Source organism: Rothia sp. P5764, assembly GCF_048512965.1.
Taxonomy (GTDB): Bacteria; Actinomycetota; Actinomycetes; order Actinomycetales; family Micrococcaceae; genus Rothia.
Genome location: NZ_JBLXXQ010000002.1, coordinates 191,913 through 209,748, shown reverse-complemented (window position 1 = coordinate 209,748; position 17,836 = coordinate 191,913). Strand labels below are relative to the sequence as shown.

Genomic DNA, 17,836 nt, shown 5'->3' with positions numbered 1-17,836 from the left:
CTCCTCTTATTCAGCTTCAACCGAGCGTGCTGGTGCTACTCGGAGGACGCGTAAACGGATGTTCAGGGTGGAGAGGACGTCTTCAATTTCTGCGGCCTGGGGTACTTCGACCTGGTCTTCGAACTCTGCGCGGACCGCTTCAAGCAGGTGCTCAGTGGTGATGCCGTCTGCGCCGGTGGAAAGGTAGGACTTAATGGCCAGTTTTTTGGCCTGGTCTACGATGTTGCGGATAACGGCACCGGAGAGGAAGTCGCCGCGGAAAAGCCAGCGGCTGACCCCGTTCTCTAGGTCGATGAGGATGTAGCGGTTGGCCGGATCGGTGGAGAAGAGCTGGCTAACCACGGTTTCAATCATGGTGCTAACGGCGGCTTCTTTTGAGCCGGCCCGGTCGATTTCGCTCTGACTAATGGGGAGTTGAGCGGTGAGGTAGAGGCCAAAGATTTCTGCGGCTCCTGCCCGGTTGGGGCGGTTGACGCGGATTTTGACGTCCAGACGGCCAGGTCGTAGCACAGCCGGGTCGATCATGTCTTCACGGTTGGTTGCGCCGATGACAATGACGTTATCTAGGCGCTCAACGCCATCAATTTCGGAAAGCAGCTGGGGAACAATCGTGGTTTCAACGTCCGAGGATCGTCCGGAGCCGCGAGTGCGGAAAAGGGATTCCATCTCGTCAAAGAAAACGACTACAGGGTGACCGGCGCGGGCCTTGTCGCGGGCGGCGGTGAAGATCTCGCGAATCTGGCGTTCGGTCTCCCCCACATACTTATCGAGAAGCTCTGGGCCCTTGATGTTGAGGAAGTAACCGGTCTTGCGGATGCCGTCGTCTGCTTTCTCTGCTGCGCGGGCTGCCAGTGAGTTGGCTACGGCCTTGGCTATGAGCGTCTTGCCGTTACCCGGAGGGCCGTAGAGCAGGATTCCCTTGGGCGGGGTCAGCTCGTACTGGCGATAGATTTCGGGGTGTAGGAAGGGTAGCTCAACGGCATCACGAATGAGGTCAATCTGTGAACTGAGGCCACCGATCTGGTCATAGGTGATATCGGGGACTTCTTCAAGGACTAATTCTTGGGCATCGGTATGCGGAACCAGGGAGGTAATCATCTGGATCCGCGAATCGTAGGTGACGGTATCGCCCAGCCTCAGGTCAGCGGGGTTCAGTGCGCCCGAGATTCGGGCGACAGCCTTTGACTGGTTGGGCATATCAATGACCGCATGAGTGTCATCGAGGAGCTCTCGAACCACGACCAGCTCCCCGTAGCCTTCAAAGCCCAGGCAGAGGACAGCTTGACTGTGCTCATTGAGCAAGACCGTCATGCCGGGTTTAAGTGTAGAGAGGGGAAGAAGCGGAGAACAGGTAATGCGCACCAGACGCCCACCTAAGAATACGTCCAGGTGCTCTTCTATCTCAGCGGGGGTCTTACCCTTAGCCAAGTCCTGGTAGGTCATGCTGGCACCGTGTACTGCTAGAACAATAGCCGAGTTCAGCGGCGGCGCTACCTCCTGAGAAAGCGCTAAGCGCAAGTGCTCAATCTCGTTTTTAGTTTTAGTGAGTGCGGTGACCAGCTTTTGGTTTCTCTCACCAGCAGCACGGAGCTGGCGGTCAAGGTTCCGGCGGTTATCGTTGGCTATATTGAGTTGCCTCAAAATACGTTCGTAGTCGGTTGCCGAAACATTCATCTGTTCACTCATCACTGATCATCTCTTCTGTTGCCCGTCCCCTGGTGCCCTCAGTAGATGCCCGCGGGCACCGGGGAGATTCACGGCTTTTCTACTCTGTTTCTTGAGCGTGCTGGCTAGCTGATGTTGCCTTTTCGGCCAGACTCAAGGCGTCACGGCCCGCCCGGCGGAGCTTACGGTCCGATACCTTGCGCTCACCCAGGGCAGCCGGGGTCCAGGCATTCATATCCTCTTCGGAAAAGTCGGTCTTAGAGGCGCGGCGCTTGGGTGCCAGACGCTCTGCACCGTCTGCCAGACGGCGGGCGGTAATCAGGAAACCGGTGTGAGCTACCATGCGGTGATCGGGGCGTACAGCTAGGCCCTCAACATGCCAGCCGCGCACCATGGTCTCGTGTGACTCGGGTTCGGTGAACCGACCATCAGCGCGCAAGGCTTCTGCCACGCGGGAGAGCTGGGTAACGGTTGCTACATAGCAGATAATAACGCCGCCGGGTGCCAGTGCCTGGGCAACAGCGTCCAGGCATTCCCAGGGTGCCAGCATATCCAAAACAGCCCGGTCAACGCTGCCGGGTTCTTCGACATCGCCCAGGGCCTCGGCCAGGTCGCCCAGGGTTAAGGTCCAGGCAGGGTGGGCACCGCCAAAGAAGGTCTCGATGTTACCGCGAGCGATATCAGCGAACTCTTCACGCCGCTCAAAGGAACGCAGGTGCCCCTGATCGCCCACAGCACGCAAGAGGGCAATTGAGAGTGCCCCAGAACCCACACCCGCTTCAATGACGCGAGCGCCGGGGAAGATATCGGCCATTGCAACGATTTGCCCTGCATCCTTGGGGTATACAACAGCTGCCCCGCGCGGCATGGAGAGAACAAAGTCCTTGTAGAGGGGGCGCAGGGCCTGGAACTTAAAGCCTTCGGAGTTCTCAATCACGGTACCCTCAGGGTGGCCAATCAGTTCACTGTGTTGGAAGAAGCCACGGTGGGAGTGGTACTGGCCCCCTTCGGTGAGGGTAATGGTGGTCATGCGTCCGCGTTCGTCGGTGAGTTGTACGCGCTCGCCAGGTCGGAAGGGACCGCGACGGTTAATGCTACCGGTGGGGGTGCTCATAAGGTCAGAAATCTCTTTCGTTAAAGTGTTTTTTCCATTGTCTCAGATAAAGCACCGGTGAGCACACCTGCCGTCTCAGGGTGAGGGCGGTGTGATGCTGCTGAGCGCTCCGGCTATATCCTGGGCGGTTACGGTTCCGGCGGGGCCAGCGGTGCCGGTCACTAGCCAGATTCTGTCGAGGGCGTTCTCGGCGGGCGGTTCTGTGTAGCTGGCAAAGCCCTGGTACTCGTCTATGATATCGGTGGGCCCTGAGCTTAGGGTGAGATGCCGTCTTTGCAGGGGCTGGGCAATAGCGGCTAAGGGCTGGTAGGCCAGGCTCTGGTAGGAGGCTCTTAGGGTACTTGCTGGTACCACTGCGCGAAATTCGGGTTTTCCTTGGCCCTGGCTGATAAGAACGATGTCGCTCCGGCCGTCCCAGCCTTGTGCGGCAAGACCGATAAGTTCACTGTCAAATTCACAGCTAGCAGGTCCTATGAGTTGCTGAACGTGCAGAGGGTGGCCTGTATCGGAGTTCATTCCAAGTTTCTGAACAGCTGGTAGGAGCCCGGCCCCGATATATACGATAAGGAGCGCCCCAACGATTAAGGTGATGGGGCTCTGCCAAAAACCGGTCATCAGGAGAAAACCAATCAACAGTGCTAGGAGCAGAAAGCCGGTGTAGGTGACCAAGGCGTGAGCCGTTGAGCGACTCCGCACCACCAGGAAGATCAAAGCTTCAACCGCATACCCGCCGTCTAAAGGAAAGGTAGGTAAGAGGTTGAAAAGCCCTATGGCTAGGTTGACCTGCACAGCCAGGTGGAAGCCGTAAAACTCAGCGGTGCCAGTAAGTGCCCAGATGATCTGGCAGGCTAAAGCGACCACAAAATTCATTAGCGGCCCAGCTAAGGCCACCCACAGGGCAGTTGAAGCAGACATAGTGTGCAGGAGGGTCTGCCCGCCCCACATATTGAGCGTGATAGAAGAGACTCGGGCCTTGCGTGCTCTGCCGACCGTCGCGTGTGCAAGTTCATGTAAGAAGACACCCAGTGCAAGAGTGATAGCGACAACGGCCGCTGCCAAATACCCCTGAAAGGTGCTCAAGCTCTGCCAAGAGGCAAGCCGCATACCGTAGCCGGCAATAACGAGCCCCATCAGTGGAAACCATGACCTTTGCAGGTATATGGGCGCACCGGCGAAGCGGCCAATCATGAGCCCGGGTGTTTTCCTCATGCTTTCGCTCCTGCTTCCTAGGGTCACATCAAGACAGGGTTATCCTCAAGCTAGTGTATTACCCAACCAGCGCCCGGCACATATCGGGTAGAATACGGGGAGTGTTTACTCAGCCGCTACCTCACCATCTCTTGACCCACTACGCCCAGAAAGCCGGCAAACAAGGCCAGGTGCCACCTACCCTCCTGCTGGTGGCCTTTGAGGGCTGGAACGATGCCGGTGAAGCCGCCAGTCAGGCAGTCCAGCTGGTGGCAAAACACTACCAGGCCAAGCCTTTTGCTGGTTTTGAAAGCGAGTCTTTCTACTCCTACACAGAGAGCAGACCCCACCTGGTACCCGAAGCTCAGGGCCAAGCCACGGGGATTAGCTGGCCCCAAACGCGTTTTGTCGAAGCGTGGAGCACCAAGGGCACACGGATTCTAATCATCACCGGTCAAGAACCCTCCCTCTCCTGGAAGAACTACTGCCAGCACCTACTGGAATTCATGGACCGGGAAAAAGTTGATCTGGTTATCTTCTGCGGTGCCCTGCTCGATGAGGTTCCGCACACCCAACCAGCACCTGTAGGCATCACAAGTTTTAGCCCCACCATGCTGGTGCACCCGGGCGTTGCCCCCAGCACCTATACCGGGCCTACCGGCATCATAGGGGTTCTGGCGCATGCCGCTGGTGCACGCGACATTCCGGCGCTCTCGCTCTGGGCATCTCTGCCCCACTATCTGGCGCATCCGCCCCACCCCAAGGCAACCTTTTCCCTGCTCAGCGTCATCGAAGCCATCACGGGCCTGCCCATGCCTCTTGAAAAACTAGCAGATGAAATTATGGCCTGGGAACGGGGTGCCAAAGAGCTACTTGAAGACGAACCTGAGCTCCTAGCCTATGTCCAGCAACTGGAATCAACTTACGAAAGAGCAGACAGCATCGGGGATATCAGCAAGGTCGATATCGCCGCTGAATTTGAGCAGTACCTCAAAGAGCAGGACAGTGAGGGCGGCTCTCCCTCCTAGTTACTCATGGCTAGGGGCCCGCTCCAGGGGACTTCTGGTAAAAGAGACCGGTGGCGGCTCCCGCTCAGCAGGAGTACCGCCACCGGTCTAAGGGGTGCAGGGAACACTGGCCTTAGGCTCCCAGGAGCACACCCAACCGAGCAGACAAAAGATCGGCTACCAGCTGGCCACCCCTACCACCGTGTTCCACAACTGACAGTGCCCACTGGTCAATCGCAACCAAAGCGGCTGGAGCATTCAGATCATCGGCGAGCGCATCACGAACAGACGCTAAGAGAGCTAAGGCCGCTTCATCGGCCTCTCCTTCGGCGCTCGCAAGAGCTGAACGGTAGAGCTCCAAACGTCCCTTAGCCTTATCTAGCAGGTCATCGTGCCAGAACCAGTCGGTACGGTAGTGGTTATCCATGATGGCAAGACGGATTGCAGCCGGCTCAACCCCAGCCTGGCGCAGCTTAGATACCAAAACAAGATTACCCAGGGACTTACTCATTTTTTCGCCGTCTAGGCCCACCATTCCAGTGTGCATGTAGTGCCGGGCCATAGGCTGGCCGGTCAGGGCGTACGAATGGCTGGCACCCAAATCATGATGCGGGAAGATGAGGTCAGACCCACCGCCCTGCACCGAGAAGGGCGCCCCCAGATGGCTACCCGAAATAACGCTACATTCAATGTGCCAACCTGGGCGGCCAGCGCCCAGTCCCTCAGCAGGCCAGGACGGTTCACCAGCTCGCGCTACCCGCCACAGAAGCGGATCTAAGGCCTTGCGCTTACCGGGGCGGAGCGGGTCGCCACCACGCTGACTAAAAATAGTTAGCATCTCTTCGGGAGTGTAGTGGGCTATCTGGCCCAGTTTCCAGCCATGCTTACTCCCCTCACCCAGCTTCTGGGCCGCATCAAGGTCAAAGTAGATATCGCCCTCAGGCTGCTGGTTACCCTGCTCATCGGTAAAACCGGGCAGGCGATAGGCCAGGCCGCTTTCTAATAGCTCTAGCACCGACTGAGCAACAGCAGGAATAGAGTCCACTACGCTCACATAGTTATCGGGCGCGATAACATTCAGGGCAACCATATCGGTGCGGAACAACTCGATCTGTTCCTCAGCGAGTTCCTGCCAGTCAACACCCGTTGCCGCGGCACGCTCTAAGAGAGGGTCATCTACATCGGTAACATTCTGCGCAAACTTTACCGGCACCCCGGCATCGCGCCAGGCCCGATTCAGCAAGTCAAAAGCTACATAGGTAGCCGCATGCCCCATGTGCGTAGCATCGTAGGGTGTGATACCGCAGACATAAAGCCCGGCCTGCTCTTGGCGCTCCAGGGTTGCGCGCGCCCCCAGAGCCGTATCAAAAATGGTAGGAAGGGGTGCCTGCCCCGGCAGGGACGGGATAGGGGGTTGTTCCCAAGCTCGCATGAATACCTCACGTTTGGTGGACTTTCTTGGCTCAGCCCCAGCCTATTTGGCCAGGTGCCCGAGTCTAAAACTCTCTAGATAAAACAATACCCGCCCGGTTTATATTTCCGGGCGGGCTGTGCAGTCCAACTAAGTTTAGGCGACGAGGATGCCTGTCCCCAGAAGGATGTAAAGTACTATGCCCAGCGCAATGCGGTACCAGATAAAGATGCTGTAGCTCTTATGCGAAACGTACTTGAGGAACCAGCCGATGATCAGGTAACCCACCACAAAAGCAACCAGAGTCGCCACGACGGTTGAGCCTAGACCGTAGTAGCCGTTGAAGCCCTCAGAGAGGCTACCGGCGAGCTTGTACAAGCCCGATGCGAATACTGCTGGAACCGCCAATAAGAATGAGTAACGAGCGGCGGCTTCGCGGGTATAACCCATCAGCAAACCTGCCATGATAGTGCCACCTGAGCGGGATACGCCGGGGACTAAGGCCAGTGCCTGCGCGAAGCCGTAAATCACGCCGTGCTTGATATTCAGGTCGGTCAGATCGCGCTGTTCCTTACCAATTCGGTCAGCAATTGCCAGGAAAAGGGCAAAGACAATCAGCATGGTTGCTGTAATCCAAAGACTACGGAAGGTTGAATCGATGGCATCTTCAAGAAGCAGGCCAAGGATGCTGATCGGCAGCGAGCCAATAATAATGAACCAGCCCATACGAGCATCGGGGTCCTTCTTATCAACTCGACCGATCAGAGAACCAAACCAATTTTTGATGATCCGAACAATGTCCTTCCAAAAGAACACCAGAACTGCTGTTTCGGTACCCAGCTGGGTAATAGCCGTAAAAGCGGCTCCAGGGTCCTCACCGTTGGGCAGGAACTGCCCAATGATGCGAATGTGCCCCGAAGACGAAATTGGCAAAAACTCTGTTAGACCCTGGACTAGACCCAGGATGACTGCTTGTATCCATTCCACAGCTAGAACTTTACGCGAGTCAAAACAAAAGCACAGCACCGCTCGCGGTGCTGTGCTTGGAATAACAGGCTACAAAATCTTCTCTAGCCCCTAAGGTTACTCGGCCTGATCAGCATCTTCTGCGTCGTCAGCCTCAAATTCGTAATCGAATTCATCGGTGTCATCGTCTTCATCCAGGAAAACTTCCAGAGGAGTGACCTCTTCATAAGCGTCAAAAAGAGCCTCTTCGTAACGCTCAAAGGCATTGGCAATGGCAACGTAGGCGTTGTCTACAGCCGCATCGTGTTCACCTCGGCTGTTAACGATTGCGTTGAGGTGCTCTTCAAGAGCGGATGTCAGATAAGCCAGTTCGGCACGAGGATTTGTACTCATACAGTAGACGTTACAGCCTTTCTCCCAAAGTGGGAAATACCCGTCAGGAAAATTTTGGCTAAACCACCCTTCCGCTTCCCCCAGAAGTCCACCCCGTCTTAGGGGGTATAGGTTGGGGCCCGGTTCTGTCTACCGGGCCCCTATCGGCGCTCCTGAGGCCTCTTCCCTTGCGAGAGTGGCGATGACTCGGCCTTGATTAGAAACCTAGAGTAGCCAATGATGCGTTGATTGCGTTGGCTGAAGCGCGCAGCCGCTCAATCTCCTCATCGGTCATAGGGACATCGAGTACACGCTTGACACCATCGCGGGAAACGACTGAAGGCAGTGAGAGGGCAGCTTCGCCTTCGATGCCGTAGCGGCCACGGATCTGGGTAGCAACGTTCAGAACGGCGTCCTGGCCCTGCAGGATAGCCTCTGCGATACGGGTTGCTGAGATGCCGATAGCATAGTTGGTGGAACCTTTGCCTTCAATGACCTTGTAGGCTGCGCGCATAGCCTCTTCAGCAAGTTCAGCCTTAACCTGGTCGGTAAAGACCTTTTCGCCGGCTTCGTTGGTCCATTCGTTGAGAGGAACCATACCAATGTTGGCAGCTGACCATACGGGAAACTCGGAGTCGCCGTGCTCGCCCACGATGTTTGCGTGGACGGAGCGGATGGAAACGCCAGCCTTCTGGGCAATGAGCCAGCGCAGGCGGGAAGAGTCAAGAACGGTACCCGATGCGAAGCAACGCTCGCTGGGCAGGCCGGTAATCTTCTGGGCGACAACGGCCAGAACGTCACAGGGGTTGGTGACGATCATGAGGATTGCGTTGGGTGCTACTGCCATAACCTGGGGCAGCATTGCCTTGAAGATGTTGACGTTTGCTTCTGCCAGTTCCAGGCGGGGCTGGCCGGGCTTCTGGCGAGCGCCTGCGGTGACGATAATCAGGTCAGCATCGCGTAGGATTTCAATATCGCCGCTACCTGCAACCTCAGCTTCGTGGGCGAACATGGTGCCGTGAGCAATATCCAGGCCTTCAGCAACAGCACGGTCGGCGGCAATATCGTAGATCACGATTTCATCGGCTGCGCCGCGGAGGGTTGCTGCGTATGCGGTTGCTGAGCCTACGCCGCCTGCGCCGATAACGCCGAGCTTGGTGTGCTTCTTTTCCAGGGCCATGGTATTAGGTTCCTTTCACAGAATCCGTGGTGGATGTTTTCTGGTGGCAGTTCAATTATGCCACGATTCGATGTGTTTTAGTGTGGTTTTACCTGTATTTTGTGTGGGGTTTACCCGGCCCAGCCCCCTAAAAAACCAACAAAAACAAATATGTGCATCCTGACCTTTTGTTGAAGCTCACATGCTCTAGTGAGCTAGGGAATGTGCGGGAAAGAACATGAACTTTTAGAAGTTTTTGCAGAACTGCAAACTAGAATAAATCTGAGCAAATATCCCATGCACCGAAAGACCAACAGTGACATCACCAGATAAGAAAGTGTCGCCCAGCACGGGTGAAAAACCTATCATGACCCACCGGCAAATCATGCTGGTTATTCTCGGGCTCATGGCGGGCATGTTCCTCTCATCGCTCGATCAGACCATCGTCTCAACAGCAATCCGCACCATCGGCGATGACCTACACGGGCTAGAACAGCAGGCCTGGGTAACCACCGCCTACATGATTACCTCCACCATCACCACCCCTATCTACGGCAAGCTCTCCGATGTCTTCGGCCGCCGCCCCCTCTACCTCTTGGGCATCCTGGTCTTCATTCTGGGCTCCTTACTCTCTAGCTTCTCGACCAGCATGATGATGCTTGCCCTCTTCCGTGCCTTCCAGGGTATTGGTGCGGGCGCGCTGATGTCCCTACCCATGGCGATTATGGGCGACATGCTAGCTCCCCGCGAAAGGGCAAAGTATCAGGGCTACTTTTTGGCGGTCTTCGGTATCTCATCGGTACTCGGGCCCCTCATCGGTGGGATGTTCGCCGGTGCCCCCGAAATTTTCTGGGTTACTGGCTGGCGCTGGGTCTTCCTCATCAACGTACCTGTCGGCCTTGTTGCTCTAGCCATGGTCTGGAAGTTCCTGCATCTGCCCGCTATCGCTGATAAGAGCAAAGCTCCCCGCGTTGACTGGTGGGGCGCAACCAGCGTCATCGTTGCCCTACTGCCCCTGCTCCTGGTGGCTGAGCAGGGCCGTGAGTGGGGCTGGACCTCAGCCTCTGCAATTACCTGCTACCTTATTTCTGCTGTGGGTCTAGTAGCCTTCCTTAGCATTGAAGCTAAGATGGGCCAGGATGCCATTATCCCGCTAGCGCTCTTTAAGTCCGGTGCTTTCTCGATGTCTGCGATTCTGGGCTTCCTCGTAGGCTTTGGCATGTTCGGTGCCATGATGACCATCCCCCTCTACCTACAGATTGTTGTGGGCCTCACACCCACTGAGTCCGGTTTTGCAACCCTGCCTATGATGGGTGGCATCATGATAGCCTCCATTGTTTCTGGCCGTATGGTTGCCCGTACCGGGAAATACCGCATCTTCCCGATTCTGGGTACAGCGCTCATGACCCTTGCCTACTTCTATCTGACCTTTATGACGGTTGACCGCCCCCTCTGGTTCCTGATGATCGGTATGTTCATCATGGGTCTTGGCTTGGGCCAGCTCATGCAGTCACTCACCCTCGCCGCCCAGAACGCTGTGGCACCGACCTACATGGGGGTTGCCTCATCAGGGTCCACCTTCTTCCGCCAGATTGGTGGCACAATGGGCACCGCCGTTCTGCTCTCTGTTCTCTTCTCTGCGATGCCCGCCAACATTGTTAAAGCTATGGGTAACGACGATGACCTGCGCGCAGGGCTCGATGCCGCGCTGACACCGGCAGTTGCTCAGGCACCTGAAAATCAGGGCGTCATGGATCAGATCTGGAACAAGATTCTTACTTCTGCGCAAGCGGGTATCGCCACGCAACTCCAGCAGGCAGCCGAGAGCGCCAAATCAACCGCAGATACTCAGGTCAAGGAGCAGGTCACCCAGGCTGTTCAGAAGCAGGTAGAGGCTGGCCTTCTTGCGGCAGACCAGGCTCAGACAGTCATCGATGCCCAGATTGAGCAGGCTAGCCCGCAGGCAGAGACTGCCGCACTGGAACAGGTTGCCAGCCAACTCCATGCCACCGCCGATAAGGGAACTCTAACCGTTAACTGGTCCGACCAGGCCCAGCGCACCTACTGGGTAGATCAGCTAGTGCCGCAGATAGCTCAGAAAATCGAAGAAAACTCCGGGGAAACTCAGGGCGCTGAAGTGTCAACCTCCGATACCTCGTATCTGAACGGCGCAGATGCCCGCCTGACCCGCCCCTTCATGGAGGGTTTCACCGCCTCAGCGGTCTCGGTCTACTGGGTGGGCTTCTTCGTTACGGTATTGGCTTTTATTCTTGCTCTCTTCTTTAGGGTGCCCCCGCTACGCACTAGCTCCGGTCTACAGGAAAGCGCCCGCGTGAAGCAGGCTGATAAGCAGTTAGCCGCTGCCCAAGAAACTGAGCAGAGTAAAGAATCTGTCTAGCGCGCTTGTGGTGTGGGTATATTCCCGCCGCAACCGCTAGTCCCAGCAAGGGGCTGATGACCTGTGTAGGGTCATCGGCCCTTTCTCTTACCCTCACTACCCGGTGTAGGGGTTCTAGGTGCCGCAGAAGCTGACAAAGAAACGTGACTGGGCGGGTGCTGTCTGTAAAAATTCGGCCCCCTCTTGAGGGGTAAAAGGCCTGCTGATGATGTCAATGAGGCCCAGTACCGGCTCTAGGTTTCCTCGCTCCACCTGACGCAGGGCAGTCTCCAGGGCAAGGTTGCGAGGAATGTAGAGGGGATTTGCCCGCTTCATCAACTGCTCCGCGCGCTCAGGGGTGGTCTGCGTCAGCTCTTGCAGGTGCTGTTGTTCTGCCAGCCAGGCGGCCTGTTCCTGGCCTTTGAGCAGGCAGCTGCCTCCGGTGAGAGAACTGAAAAAGCCGGTGAAATCGAGGGACTGTTCTTCGAGCAATCCCAGCGTCCGGTCGATGAAGGCAGCCACCTGTACCCGGTGTTCTACAGGTGTTGATGAGAGGTCACAGCCGATTTTCTGCGCAAACAAACTAACCTGCCGGTCGCGGATAGTTTCTTCAAACTCGGCCAGGACCTCTGTTGCCAGGTGAATAGCCCGGTTGGGGTTCTCACCGTCGATGAGGTCAAGCAGGGTTTCAGCAAAGCGCGCAAGGTTCCACTGGGTGACAGCGGGTTGCTGGTCGTAGGCATAGCGCCCATTCTGGTCAATTGAGCTGTACACGGCACCGCGTCTAAAGGTGTCAATGAGGGCGCAGGGCCCGAAGTCTATGGCCTGACCGGAGATAGTCACGTTATCGGTGTTCAGTACCCCGTGCACGAAGCCCAGCGCCTGCCATTGAGCCACCAGCTCGGCCTGTCTCTGTGCTACCGCGCGCAGGAGGGCCAGGGCTTCTTGACCGCTGGTTGCTGGGATTTCTACCTCCGGGTAGTGGCGGTGTAGGGCGTAGCTGACTAGCTCCCGGCGGATGTCCGTATCTGCCCGGTACTGGGCGTACTGGAAGGTCCCCACCCGTATGTGGCTGTTAGCCACACGCACCCCGATGCCGGCAGGCTCAGGTTGGGGCGAACGCCGTCTGATGCGTTCCCCGGTTTCGATAATGGCTAGGACCCTGCTGGTCGGCACGTTCATTGCGTGCAGGAATTCCCCGATGACCGCTTCGCGCCAGATTGCTGACAGCGGTGCCTTGCCGTCTGAGCCGGGGCGCGAAAAGGGCGTCCTGCCGCTGCCTTTAAGGTGCAGGTCTAGGCGGTGGGCTCTGGCCCCAGGAGTATCACCAGCTTTTGGGCTGGGGGTTAGTTCCCCGGTCAGGTGGGCCCGGCCGTCCCCTAAGACGGGTGAGAGCTGGCCGAACTGGTAGCCGGAGTAGGCAAGGGCGTAGGTGCTTTTGCTTGCCCCGCCGGTGAGCCAGGTGAGTCCTTGGGCGCTGGCGAGGCGCTCGCTGTCTAGTCCGAGTTGGCGGGCCAGGCTGTGGTTGACCCAGGCTACTTGTGACCCTGCGGGTATCTCTGGCTGCGCGGGGTGGGCCAGGGATGGGAAGGCTTGGGCGTAGGTGTGTTCGAGCTGAGGTAGGTGGGGGGATGGGTTGGGGCTGGTGGCTGTCATGTTCCCAGTCTATCGGCCCTCTACGGTTGGGGTTGGTGCCGGGTTCGACCTTGGTCTGGGTGGTTGGGTGGGCATAGAAAAATCCCCGGCTCTCAAAGAACCGGGGATTGCTCTGTGCGCGAGGGGGGACTTGAACCCCCACCCTCTAATACGAGGACTAGCACCTCAAGCTAGCGCGTCTGCCTATTCCGCCACCCGCGCAAGGTGTCTTAGCTGATCCTTTGGGCTTAGCTGGCAACGAGTAATAACTATACGCAGAAGATTCGAGGTCTGCAAGTTTTCAGCCCCGAAAAGCGGGTGACGTGCCACACCCTAATAAAACGGGGGAAATTTTCAGCTACCTGGTTCCCCCGCCAGCTACTTCGACAAAACACACGCCGTATCAACCGATATACGCTCACCCGACACAGTAGCCAAATACGACACCCGAGTACCAGAATCCGTATACATCACAATCTCAGCCCCTTCACTATGAGGCCCCCTACCCTGAACCTCATACCCCCAAGACTCCCACAAATCACGCATCTTCTGCACCTTCTGCTTGTACTCCTCCTTCGAATTACGCTGAGAAGTGTCCCTCACCAAAGCAGACAACATATACAAAGACGTCCCATCAACATCATCCGAACACAACCGATAATCAAGATCACGCTCAGCAATACGCTCCGCAGTGTAAATAGCCCCACCCTCATACACAAAATGAGAAGGATCAGTCCCCGTAGCCTCCACCGTGTCAGGGAACAAAGACCAAAACTCATCCACAATCACACGCTGCTGCTCAGCAGAAGCAACCCGAGAAGAACCCTGCACAAAAGAGCACCCGGACAACACCACTGCCACGAGAAGAAAGGCAACCAACCCACCCAAACGCTTCATCAGACCACCTCAAAACCAGGACTGCCCTGGGGATAAGCTATAAACATGTTCACCACAGATACTACTGAGAACAGGAAGTAACAACGGCATAAGGGCGGTTTCTCTCATGAGGTAGGCAAGCATACCTGTCGTTTAGATAGAGGAACGTAAGTAAGATATGGTGTGCACCCGAAATAAGCAAAGGGATATATGAGCATTCAAGGGAAACCCAGAAAAGTGGTACTGAAATCTACCGAAAAGTTCCCGCGGGCAACTGTTTGGGCATTGAGAGTAGTGGCACTCGTAGTTGTGGCCCCAGTTGCTTATGGCTTAGCGCATATGGGGTTCTCCCCGCTCTACAACCAAAGCCACAACCACGTTAAAACTTGCACTATCAAATCTGCGGGTATCGCGCGCACGGGAACAAAGTCTTACAACCATACTGAATATTTATATATTGCAACTACAGATTGTGGATATCTACGATTCAGAGGTAGCAAACAGGGGCTAACTCAAGATGAGTTCATTAGCAGAATCAATTCTTATAAAGGTCAGAAACTTGATCTAGCTTTTGGTGATTGGCAGTTGTTTCTGAGCGATCCAGAAGTTAGTGCCGTTGATTTTGGCGACTAGCTTGTCTTCTTATTCTTCTGCGATTCTTCGTAGACCCATTCATTGGTCTTTAGCCAGGTACTCACATAGGGTAATCCAAAATTTTTACCAAGAATACAGCCAGTAATGAGTCCGCTCCATATGGGGTATATAAAATCAGGCATCGGAATACCCATTTGCTGATAGAGGTCTGTTGCCAGCCAGCCGAATGAGTATTCCGCAATCCCTATGGCTGTAATGCCAATCAAAATATCTGGTAGCAGCGCACTAAGAAAATAACTGACACAGAAGTAGACAAAAAATATCAGACAGTAGTTAATTTTTTCATCGGTAAACAGTATCCAAAAGAGACAATAAACTACAGGAATCATTGCGAAGAATATTCTGAGTATTTTCGCAAAACGAATTTCAGCTGCTGTGGGTACTGTATTCCCTCTCGCGGCCATATTGTCGCTCCTTATTCGGTGTATACAGAAAAACCCTGACTCATATGAGTCAGGGTTTTCAGTTGTGCGCGAGGGGGGACTTGAACCCCCACCCTCTAATACGAGGACTAGCACCTCAAGCTAGCGCGTCTGCCTATTCCGCCACCCGCGCAAGGTGACTTCCCGGCCCGCTTGGGCCAGAAAAGCAACAAAAAACAAGATACACCGTTCGGTAGGCGCACCGCAAATCGGCTCCCCCAAAAACAGTGACACCGCACGGCTACCGCTTCACTCTAGCGACAGCCTGCCCTAGGTATTAGACCTCCGCTACCCCGCGACCTACCATAGGTGATGTGAATAACGAAAACTTAAGCCAGCAAGAAGCCGCCACCCGCGCCGACCTGATCACCGTTGATACCTACGACGTCCACATCGACCTGACCCACGCAGCGGCAGGTTTTGAGACCTTCCCGGTTGCTACCACCGTCCGTTTCACCGCTGCTGCCGGCCAATCAACCTTCATCGACTACATTCACCAGGCGGTAGACTCCGTCAAACTCAACGGTAAAACCCTCCACCTGGACGACGTAGTCCAAGGTTCCCGCATTACACTACCCAACCTTGAAAAAGAGAACACCCTCACCATCAAGGGCCGCTCCTACTACAGTCGCTCGGGTGAAGGCCTCCACCGCTACACTGACCCGGCCGATAACCGCACCTACCTCTACACCCAGTACGAGCCAGCAGACTGCCGCAGGGTCTTCCCCTGCTTTGAACAGCCCGACCTCAAAGCCGTCTTCAACTTCCGCGTCACAGCACCCAAAACCTGGGTTGTCTCCTCCAACGCAGAACTAGAAAGGGAACTAGAAGACCCCTCAGACTCAACCATCAGCAAACGAGTGTTCAAGCCGACCGCCAGGATTTCCACCTACATCACCGCGATCCTTGCCGGCGAGTATTTTGTCGCCCGTGATACCTACTCCCCCAAGGCTTCGGTCAACTCAGGCAATATCCCTCTGGTCGCCTACTGCCGTCAGTCCCTGGCAGAACACTTTGACCACGACAACATCTTCGCGGTCACCAAGCAGGGCCTTGACTTCTTCCAAGAGCTCTTCGATTACCCCTACCCCTACCCCAAGTACGAGCAGGCCTTTGTGCCCGAATACAACCTGGGTGCCATGGAAAACCCCGGGCTGGTGACCTTTACCGAAAACTACATTTTTGTCTCCGGTGCCGACCAGTCCCAGCTAGAGAGCAGGGCCAACGTCATTTGCCACGAGATGAGCCACATGTGGTTCGGTGACCTGGTCACCATGAAGTGGTGGAACGACCTCTGGCTCAAAGAATCATTCGCTGACTTCATGGGCCACCTGGGCGCGGCAGAAGCCAACGGCTACAAAGAATCATGGGTCACCTTCGCCAATTCACGCAAGGCCTGGGCCTACCGGCAGGACCAGCTACCCACCACCCACCCCATCGTGGCCGAGATACCCCACCTCGAAGCGGCCCGCCAAAACTTTGACGGAATTACCTACGCCAAGGGCGCATCTGCTCTCAAACAGCTCGTAGCCTACGTCGGCTTTGACGAGTTTATTGACGCCGCCCGCCTCTACTTCAAACGTCATGCGTGGGATAACACCACCTTGGACGACTTCCTGGCGGCGCTCGATGAGGTCTCCGACCGCGACGTGCGTTCCTGGGCCGATGCCTGGCTACTCACCAGCGGCCTCTCCGAGCTCTCCTGCCGTCTCGTGCGCGATGCACAGGGCAACCTGGCTACGCTCACAGTTCAGCAGGTTCTGCCGCCCGAGGTGCCCGCATCTATCGGTCGCCCCCACAGGCTCCAGCTTGCAACACTGGCTCTCGCCCATGGGCGGCTTACCCAGACTGCCAGCATCCCCCTTGAGATGCCCGCAGGAACAGAAGAAGCACAGGTAAACCTGTCAGCCGACGAGCTTGCACAGGTTGCCGATGCCGCCGTGCTACTTCTCAACGCGGAAGATCTCACCTACGCCAAGGTCGCTCTGACCGAGGAAACCGGGCTGTCCACTGCTCTTAGCCACGTTTCTACCCTTGAGGACCCACTTAGCCGTGGCCTGCTCTGGGGTAGCCTCTGGAACATGACCAGGGACAGCAAGCTCGAAGCTAGCCGCTTCGTCACCGCTGTCTGCCAGGCTCTGCCCCAGGAAAAGTCTGCAACACTACTCTCCAACATTGTGGCTCAAGCTCAATCCGCTATCTCCCTTTACACGCCGCAGGACCAGCGGGGCACCCTATGGGACACCCTCTACCAGGCTCTGCTCTCAGCCCTCGAAACAGCGGCCCCTGGGAGCGATGAACAGCTCATCATGGTTCGTACCGCTCTCAGTCTTGCAAGCCATACGAGGCTGGGCTCCGACTTTGCACGCGATGTTGCCCGGGGTGCCTACGGCCCGGTAGATGGACATATCCCCCAGGCCCCCGGTGTGAGCTACAACCAGACACTGGGCTGGAAGGCGCTGAACGCGCTTGCCGTGAACCAGCAGGTGACGGAGCAGGAATTGGCCCAGGCGCGGAGCTACTCCCCGTCAGCCACCGCCGAACGCGGTTACGCTTTCGCCCTGGCTGCACTACCCACCGCAGAAGCTAAGGCAAAGGCTTGGGAAGCCGTCACCGGCAACCCCGATCTTTCCAACGACCTTCTCTCCGCCACAGCCGCAGGTTTCCAGCAGGGCCCAGAAAGCCTGCGCACGGAATACCGTTCCCGTTATTTTGAGCTTCTGGCTAAGACCTGGGGCGAGCGTTCTGGCGGAATGGCAACCCGGATTATTCGCGGGCTTTACCCCGCGGTCGAACTTGCTGAGGGAACGCTCGATAACCACCCGGTTATCACCGCCACCAAGGACTGGCTATCTCAGAACCAGGACGCCCCAACAGCACTGGTACGCCTCATTCGAGAACTACTCGATGACGCCCAGCGCATTTTGGCGGCCCAGGAATTCAATACAGCGGGCAGATAAAAAGTCTTGCGAGAGTTGCCTCACTCCAAC

The 17,836-nt window shown here is 56.4% G+C and carries 14 protein-coding genes and 2 tRNA genes; 4 read left to right on the top strand and 12 right to left on the bottom strand.

Annotation, left to right across the window (positions count from 1 at the left end; all coding sequences use genetic code 11):
- Positions 1 to 6: 6 nt before the first annotated feature.
- The 3 genes from arc to ACN08Y_RS04595 form a co-directional block, all read right to left on the bottom strand.
- Positions 7 to 1,686: a proteasome ATPase gene (arc, locus tag ACN08Y_RS04605; RefSeq protein WP_419111975.1), complete on the bottom strand. Its 1,680-nt coding sequence runs from the start codon at positions 1,684 to 1,686 to the stop codon at positions 7 to 9.
- A gap of 79 nt (positions 1,687 to 1,765) precedes the next feature.
- The gene (locus tag ACN08Y_RS04600; protein ID WP_419099718.1) at positions 1,766 to 2,779 is read right to left on the bottom strand and encodes a tRNA (adenine-N1)-methyltransferase; all 1,014 of its coding nucleotides are present in this window, start codon (positions 2,777 to 2,779) and stop codon (positions 1,766 to 1,768) included.
- A 75-nt stretch (positions 2,780 to 2,854) separates the two neighbouring features.
- Positions 2,855 to 3,988: a site-2 protease family protein gene (locus ACN08Y_RS04595; RefSeq protein WP_419111974.1), complete on the bottom strand. Its 1,134-nt coding sequence runs from the start codon at positions 3,986 to 3,988 to the stop codon at positions 2,855 to 2,857.
- A gap of 101 nt (positions 3,989 to 4,089) precedes the next feature.
- On the opposite strand from ACN08Y_RS04595, the gene ACN08Y_RS04590 reads away from it, so the two are divergent.
- The gene (locus ACN08Y_RS04590) at positions 4,090 to 4,995 is read left to right on the top strand and encodes a PAC2 family protein (RefSeq protein ID WP_419111973.1); all 906 of its coding nucleotides are present in this window, start codon (positions 4,090 to 4,092) and stop codon (positions 4,993 to 4,995) included.
- A 112-nt stretch (positions 4,996 to 5,107) separates the two neighbouring features.
- Here the strand turns inward: ACN08Y_RS04590 and mshC are convergent, their stop codons facing one another.
- From mshC to ACN08Y_RS04570, 4 genes are all read right to left on the bottom strand, one after another.
- The gene (gene mshC / locus ACN08Y_RS04585; protein ID WP_419111972.1) at positions 5,108 to 6,406 is read right to left on the bottom strand and encodes a cysteine--1-D-myo-inosityl 2-amino-2-deoxy-alpha-D-glucopyranoside ligase; all 1,299 of its coding nucleotides are present in this window, start codon (positions 6,404 to 6,406) and stop codon (positions 5,108 to 5,110) included.
- A 135-nt stretch (positions 6,407 to 6,541) separates the two neighbouring features.
- Positions 6,542 to 7,372: an undecaprenyl-diphosphate phosphatase gene (locus tag ACN08Y_RS04580; protein ID WP_419104487.1), complete on the bottom strand. Its 831-nt coding sequence runs from the start codon at positions 7,370 to 7,372 to the stop codon at positions 6,542 to 6,544.
- A 96-nt stretch (positions 7,373 to 7,468) separates the two neighbouring features.
- On the bottom strand, positions 7,469 to 7,744 hold the full coding sequence (locus ACN08Y_RS04575; protein WP_419099723.1) for a hypothetical protein: 276 nt from the start codon (positions 7,742 to 7,744) through the stop codon (positions 7,469 to 7,471).
- Between the two features lie 196 nt (positions 7,745 to 7,940).
- A complete protein-coding gene (locus ACN08Y_RS04570; RefSeq protein WP_419099724.1) occupies positions 7,941 to 8,903 on the bottom strand; it encodes an L-lactate dehydrogenase in 963 nt (320 codons plus the stop codon).
- Between the two features lie 346 nt (positions 8,904 to 9,249).
- Here ACN08Y_RS04570 and ACN08Y_RS04565 point away from each other — a divergent pair, with 346 nt between their 5' ends.
- Complete coding sequence (locus tag ACN08Y_RS04565) at positions 9,250 to 11,280, top strand: DHA2 family efflux MFS transporter permease subunit (protein WP_419111971.1); 2,031 nt, start codon at positions 9,250 to 9,252, stop codon at positions 11,278 to 11,280.
- 114 nt (positions 11,281 to 11,394) lie between these two features.
- On the opposite strand, the gene ACN08Y_RS04560 is transcribed toward ACN08Y_RS04565, so the two are convergent.
- From ACN08Y_RS04560 to ACN08Y_RS04550, 3 genes are all read right to left on the bottom strand, one after another.
- On the bottom strand, positions 11,395 to 12,915 hold the full coding sequence (locus ACN08Y_RS04560) for a protein adenylyltransferase SelO family protein (protein ID WP_419111970.1): 1,521 nt from the start codon (positions 12,913 to 12,915) through the stop codon (positions 11,395 to 11,397).
- Positions 12,916 to 13,030: 115 nt separating this feature from the next.
- Positions 13,031 to 13,116: transfer RNA gene (locus ACN08Y_RS04555), tRNA-Leu, on the bottom strand.
- Between the two features lie 156 nt (positions 13,117 to 13,272).
- Positions 13,273 to 13,725, bottom strand: coding sequence for a hypothetical protein (locus ACN08Y_RS04550; protein ID WP_419111969.1), 453 nt, complete (start codon positions 13,723 to 13,725; stop codon positions 13,273 to 13,275).
- A 255-nt stretch (positions 13,726 to 13,980) separates the two neighbouring features.
- Here ACN08Y_RS04550 and ACN08Y_RS04545 point away from each other — a divergent pair, with 255 nt between their 5' ends.
- Positions 13,981 to 14,403 (top strand): hypothetical protein, encoded by a 423-nt coding sequence (locus ACN08Y_RS04545; protein WP_419111968.1) that lies wholly within the window; start codon positions 13,981 to 13,983, stop codon positions 14,401 to 14,403.
- Here the strand turns inward: ACN08Y_RS04545 and ACN08Y_RS04540 are convergent.
- A complete protein-coding gene (locus ACN08Y_RS04540; protein WP_419111967.1) occupies positions 14,400 to 14,828 on the bottom strand; it encodes a hypothetical protein in 429 nt (142 codons plus the stop codon). The genes ACN08Y_RS04545 and ACN08Y_RS04540 overlap by 4 nt on opposite strands.
- A gap of 65 nt (positions 14,829 to 14,893) precedes the next feature.
- Positions 14,894 to 14,979, bottom strand: a tRNA-Leu gene (locus ACN08Y_RS04535).
- A gap of 181 nt (positions 14,980 to 15,160) precedes the next feature.
- On the opposite strand from ACN08Y_RS04535, the gene pepN reads away from it, so the two are divergent.
- The gene (gene pepN, locus ACN08Y_RS04530) at positions 15,161 to 17,806 is read left to right on the top strand and encodes an aminopeptidase N (protein WP_419111966.1); all 2,646 of its coding nucleotides are present in this window, start codon (positions 15,161 to 15,163) and stop codon (positions 17,804 to 17,806) included.
- The last annotated feature ends 30 nt before the right edge of the window (positions 17,807 to 17,836 follow it).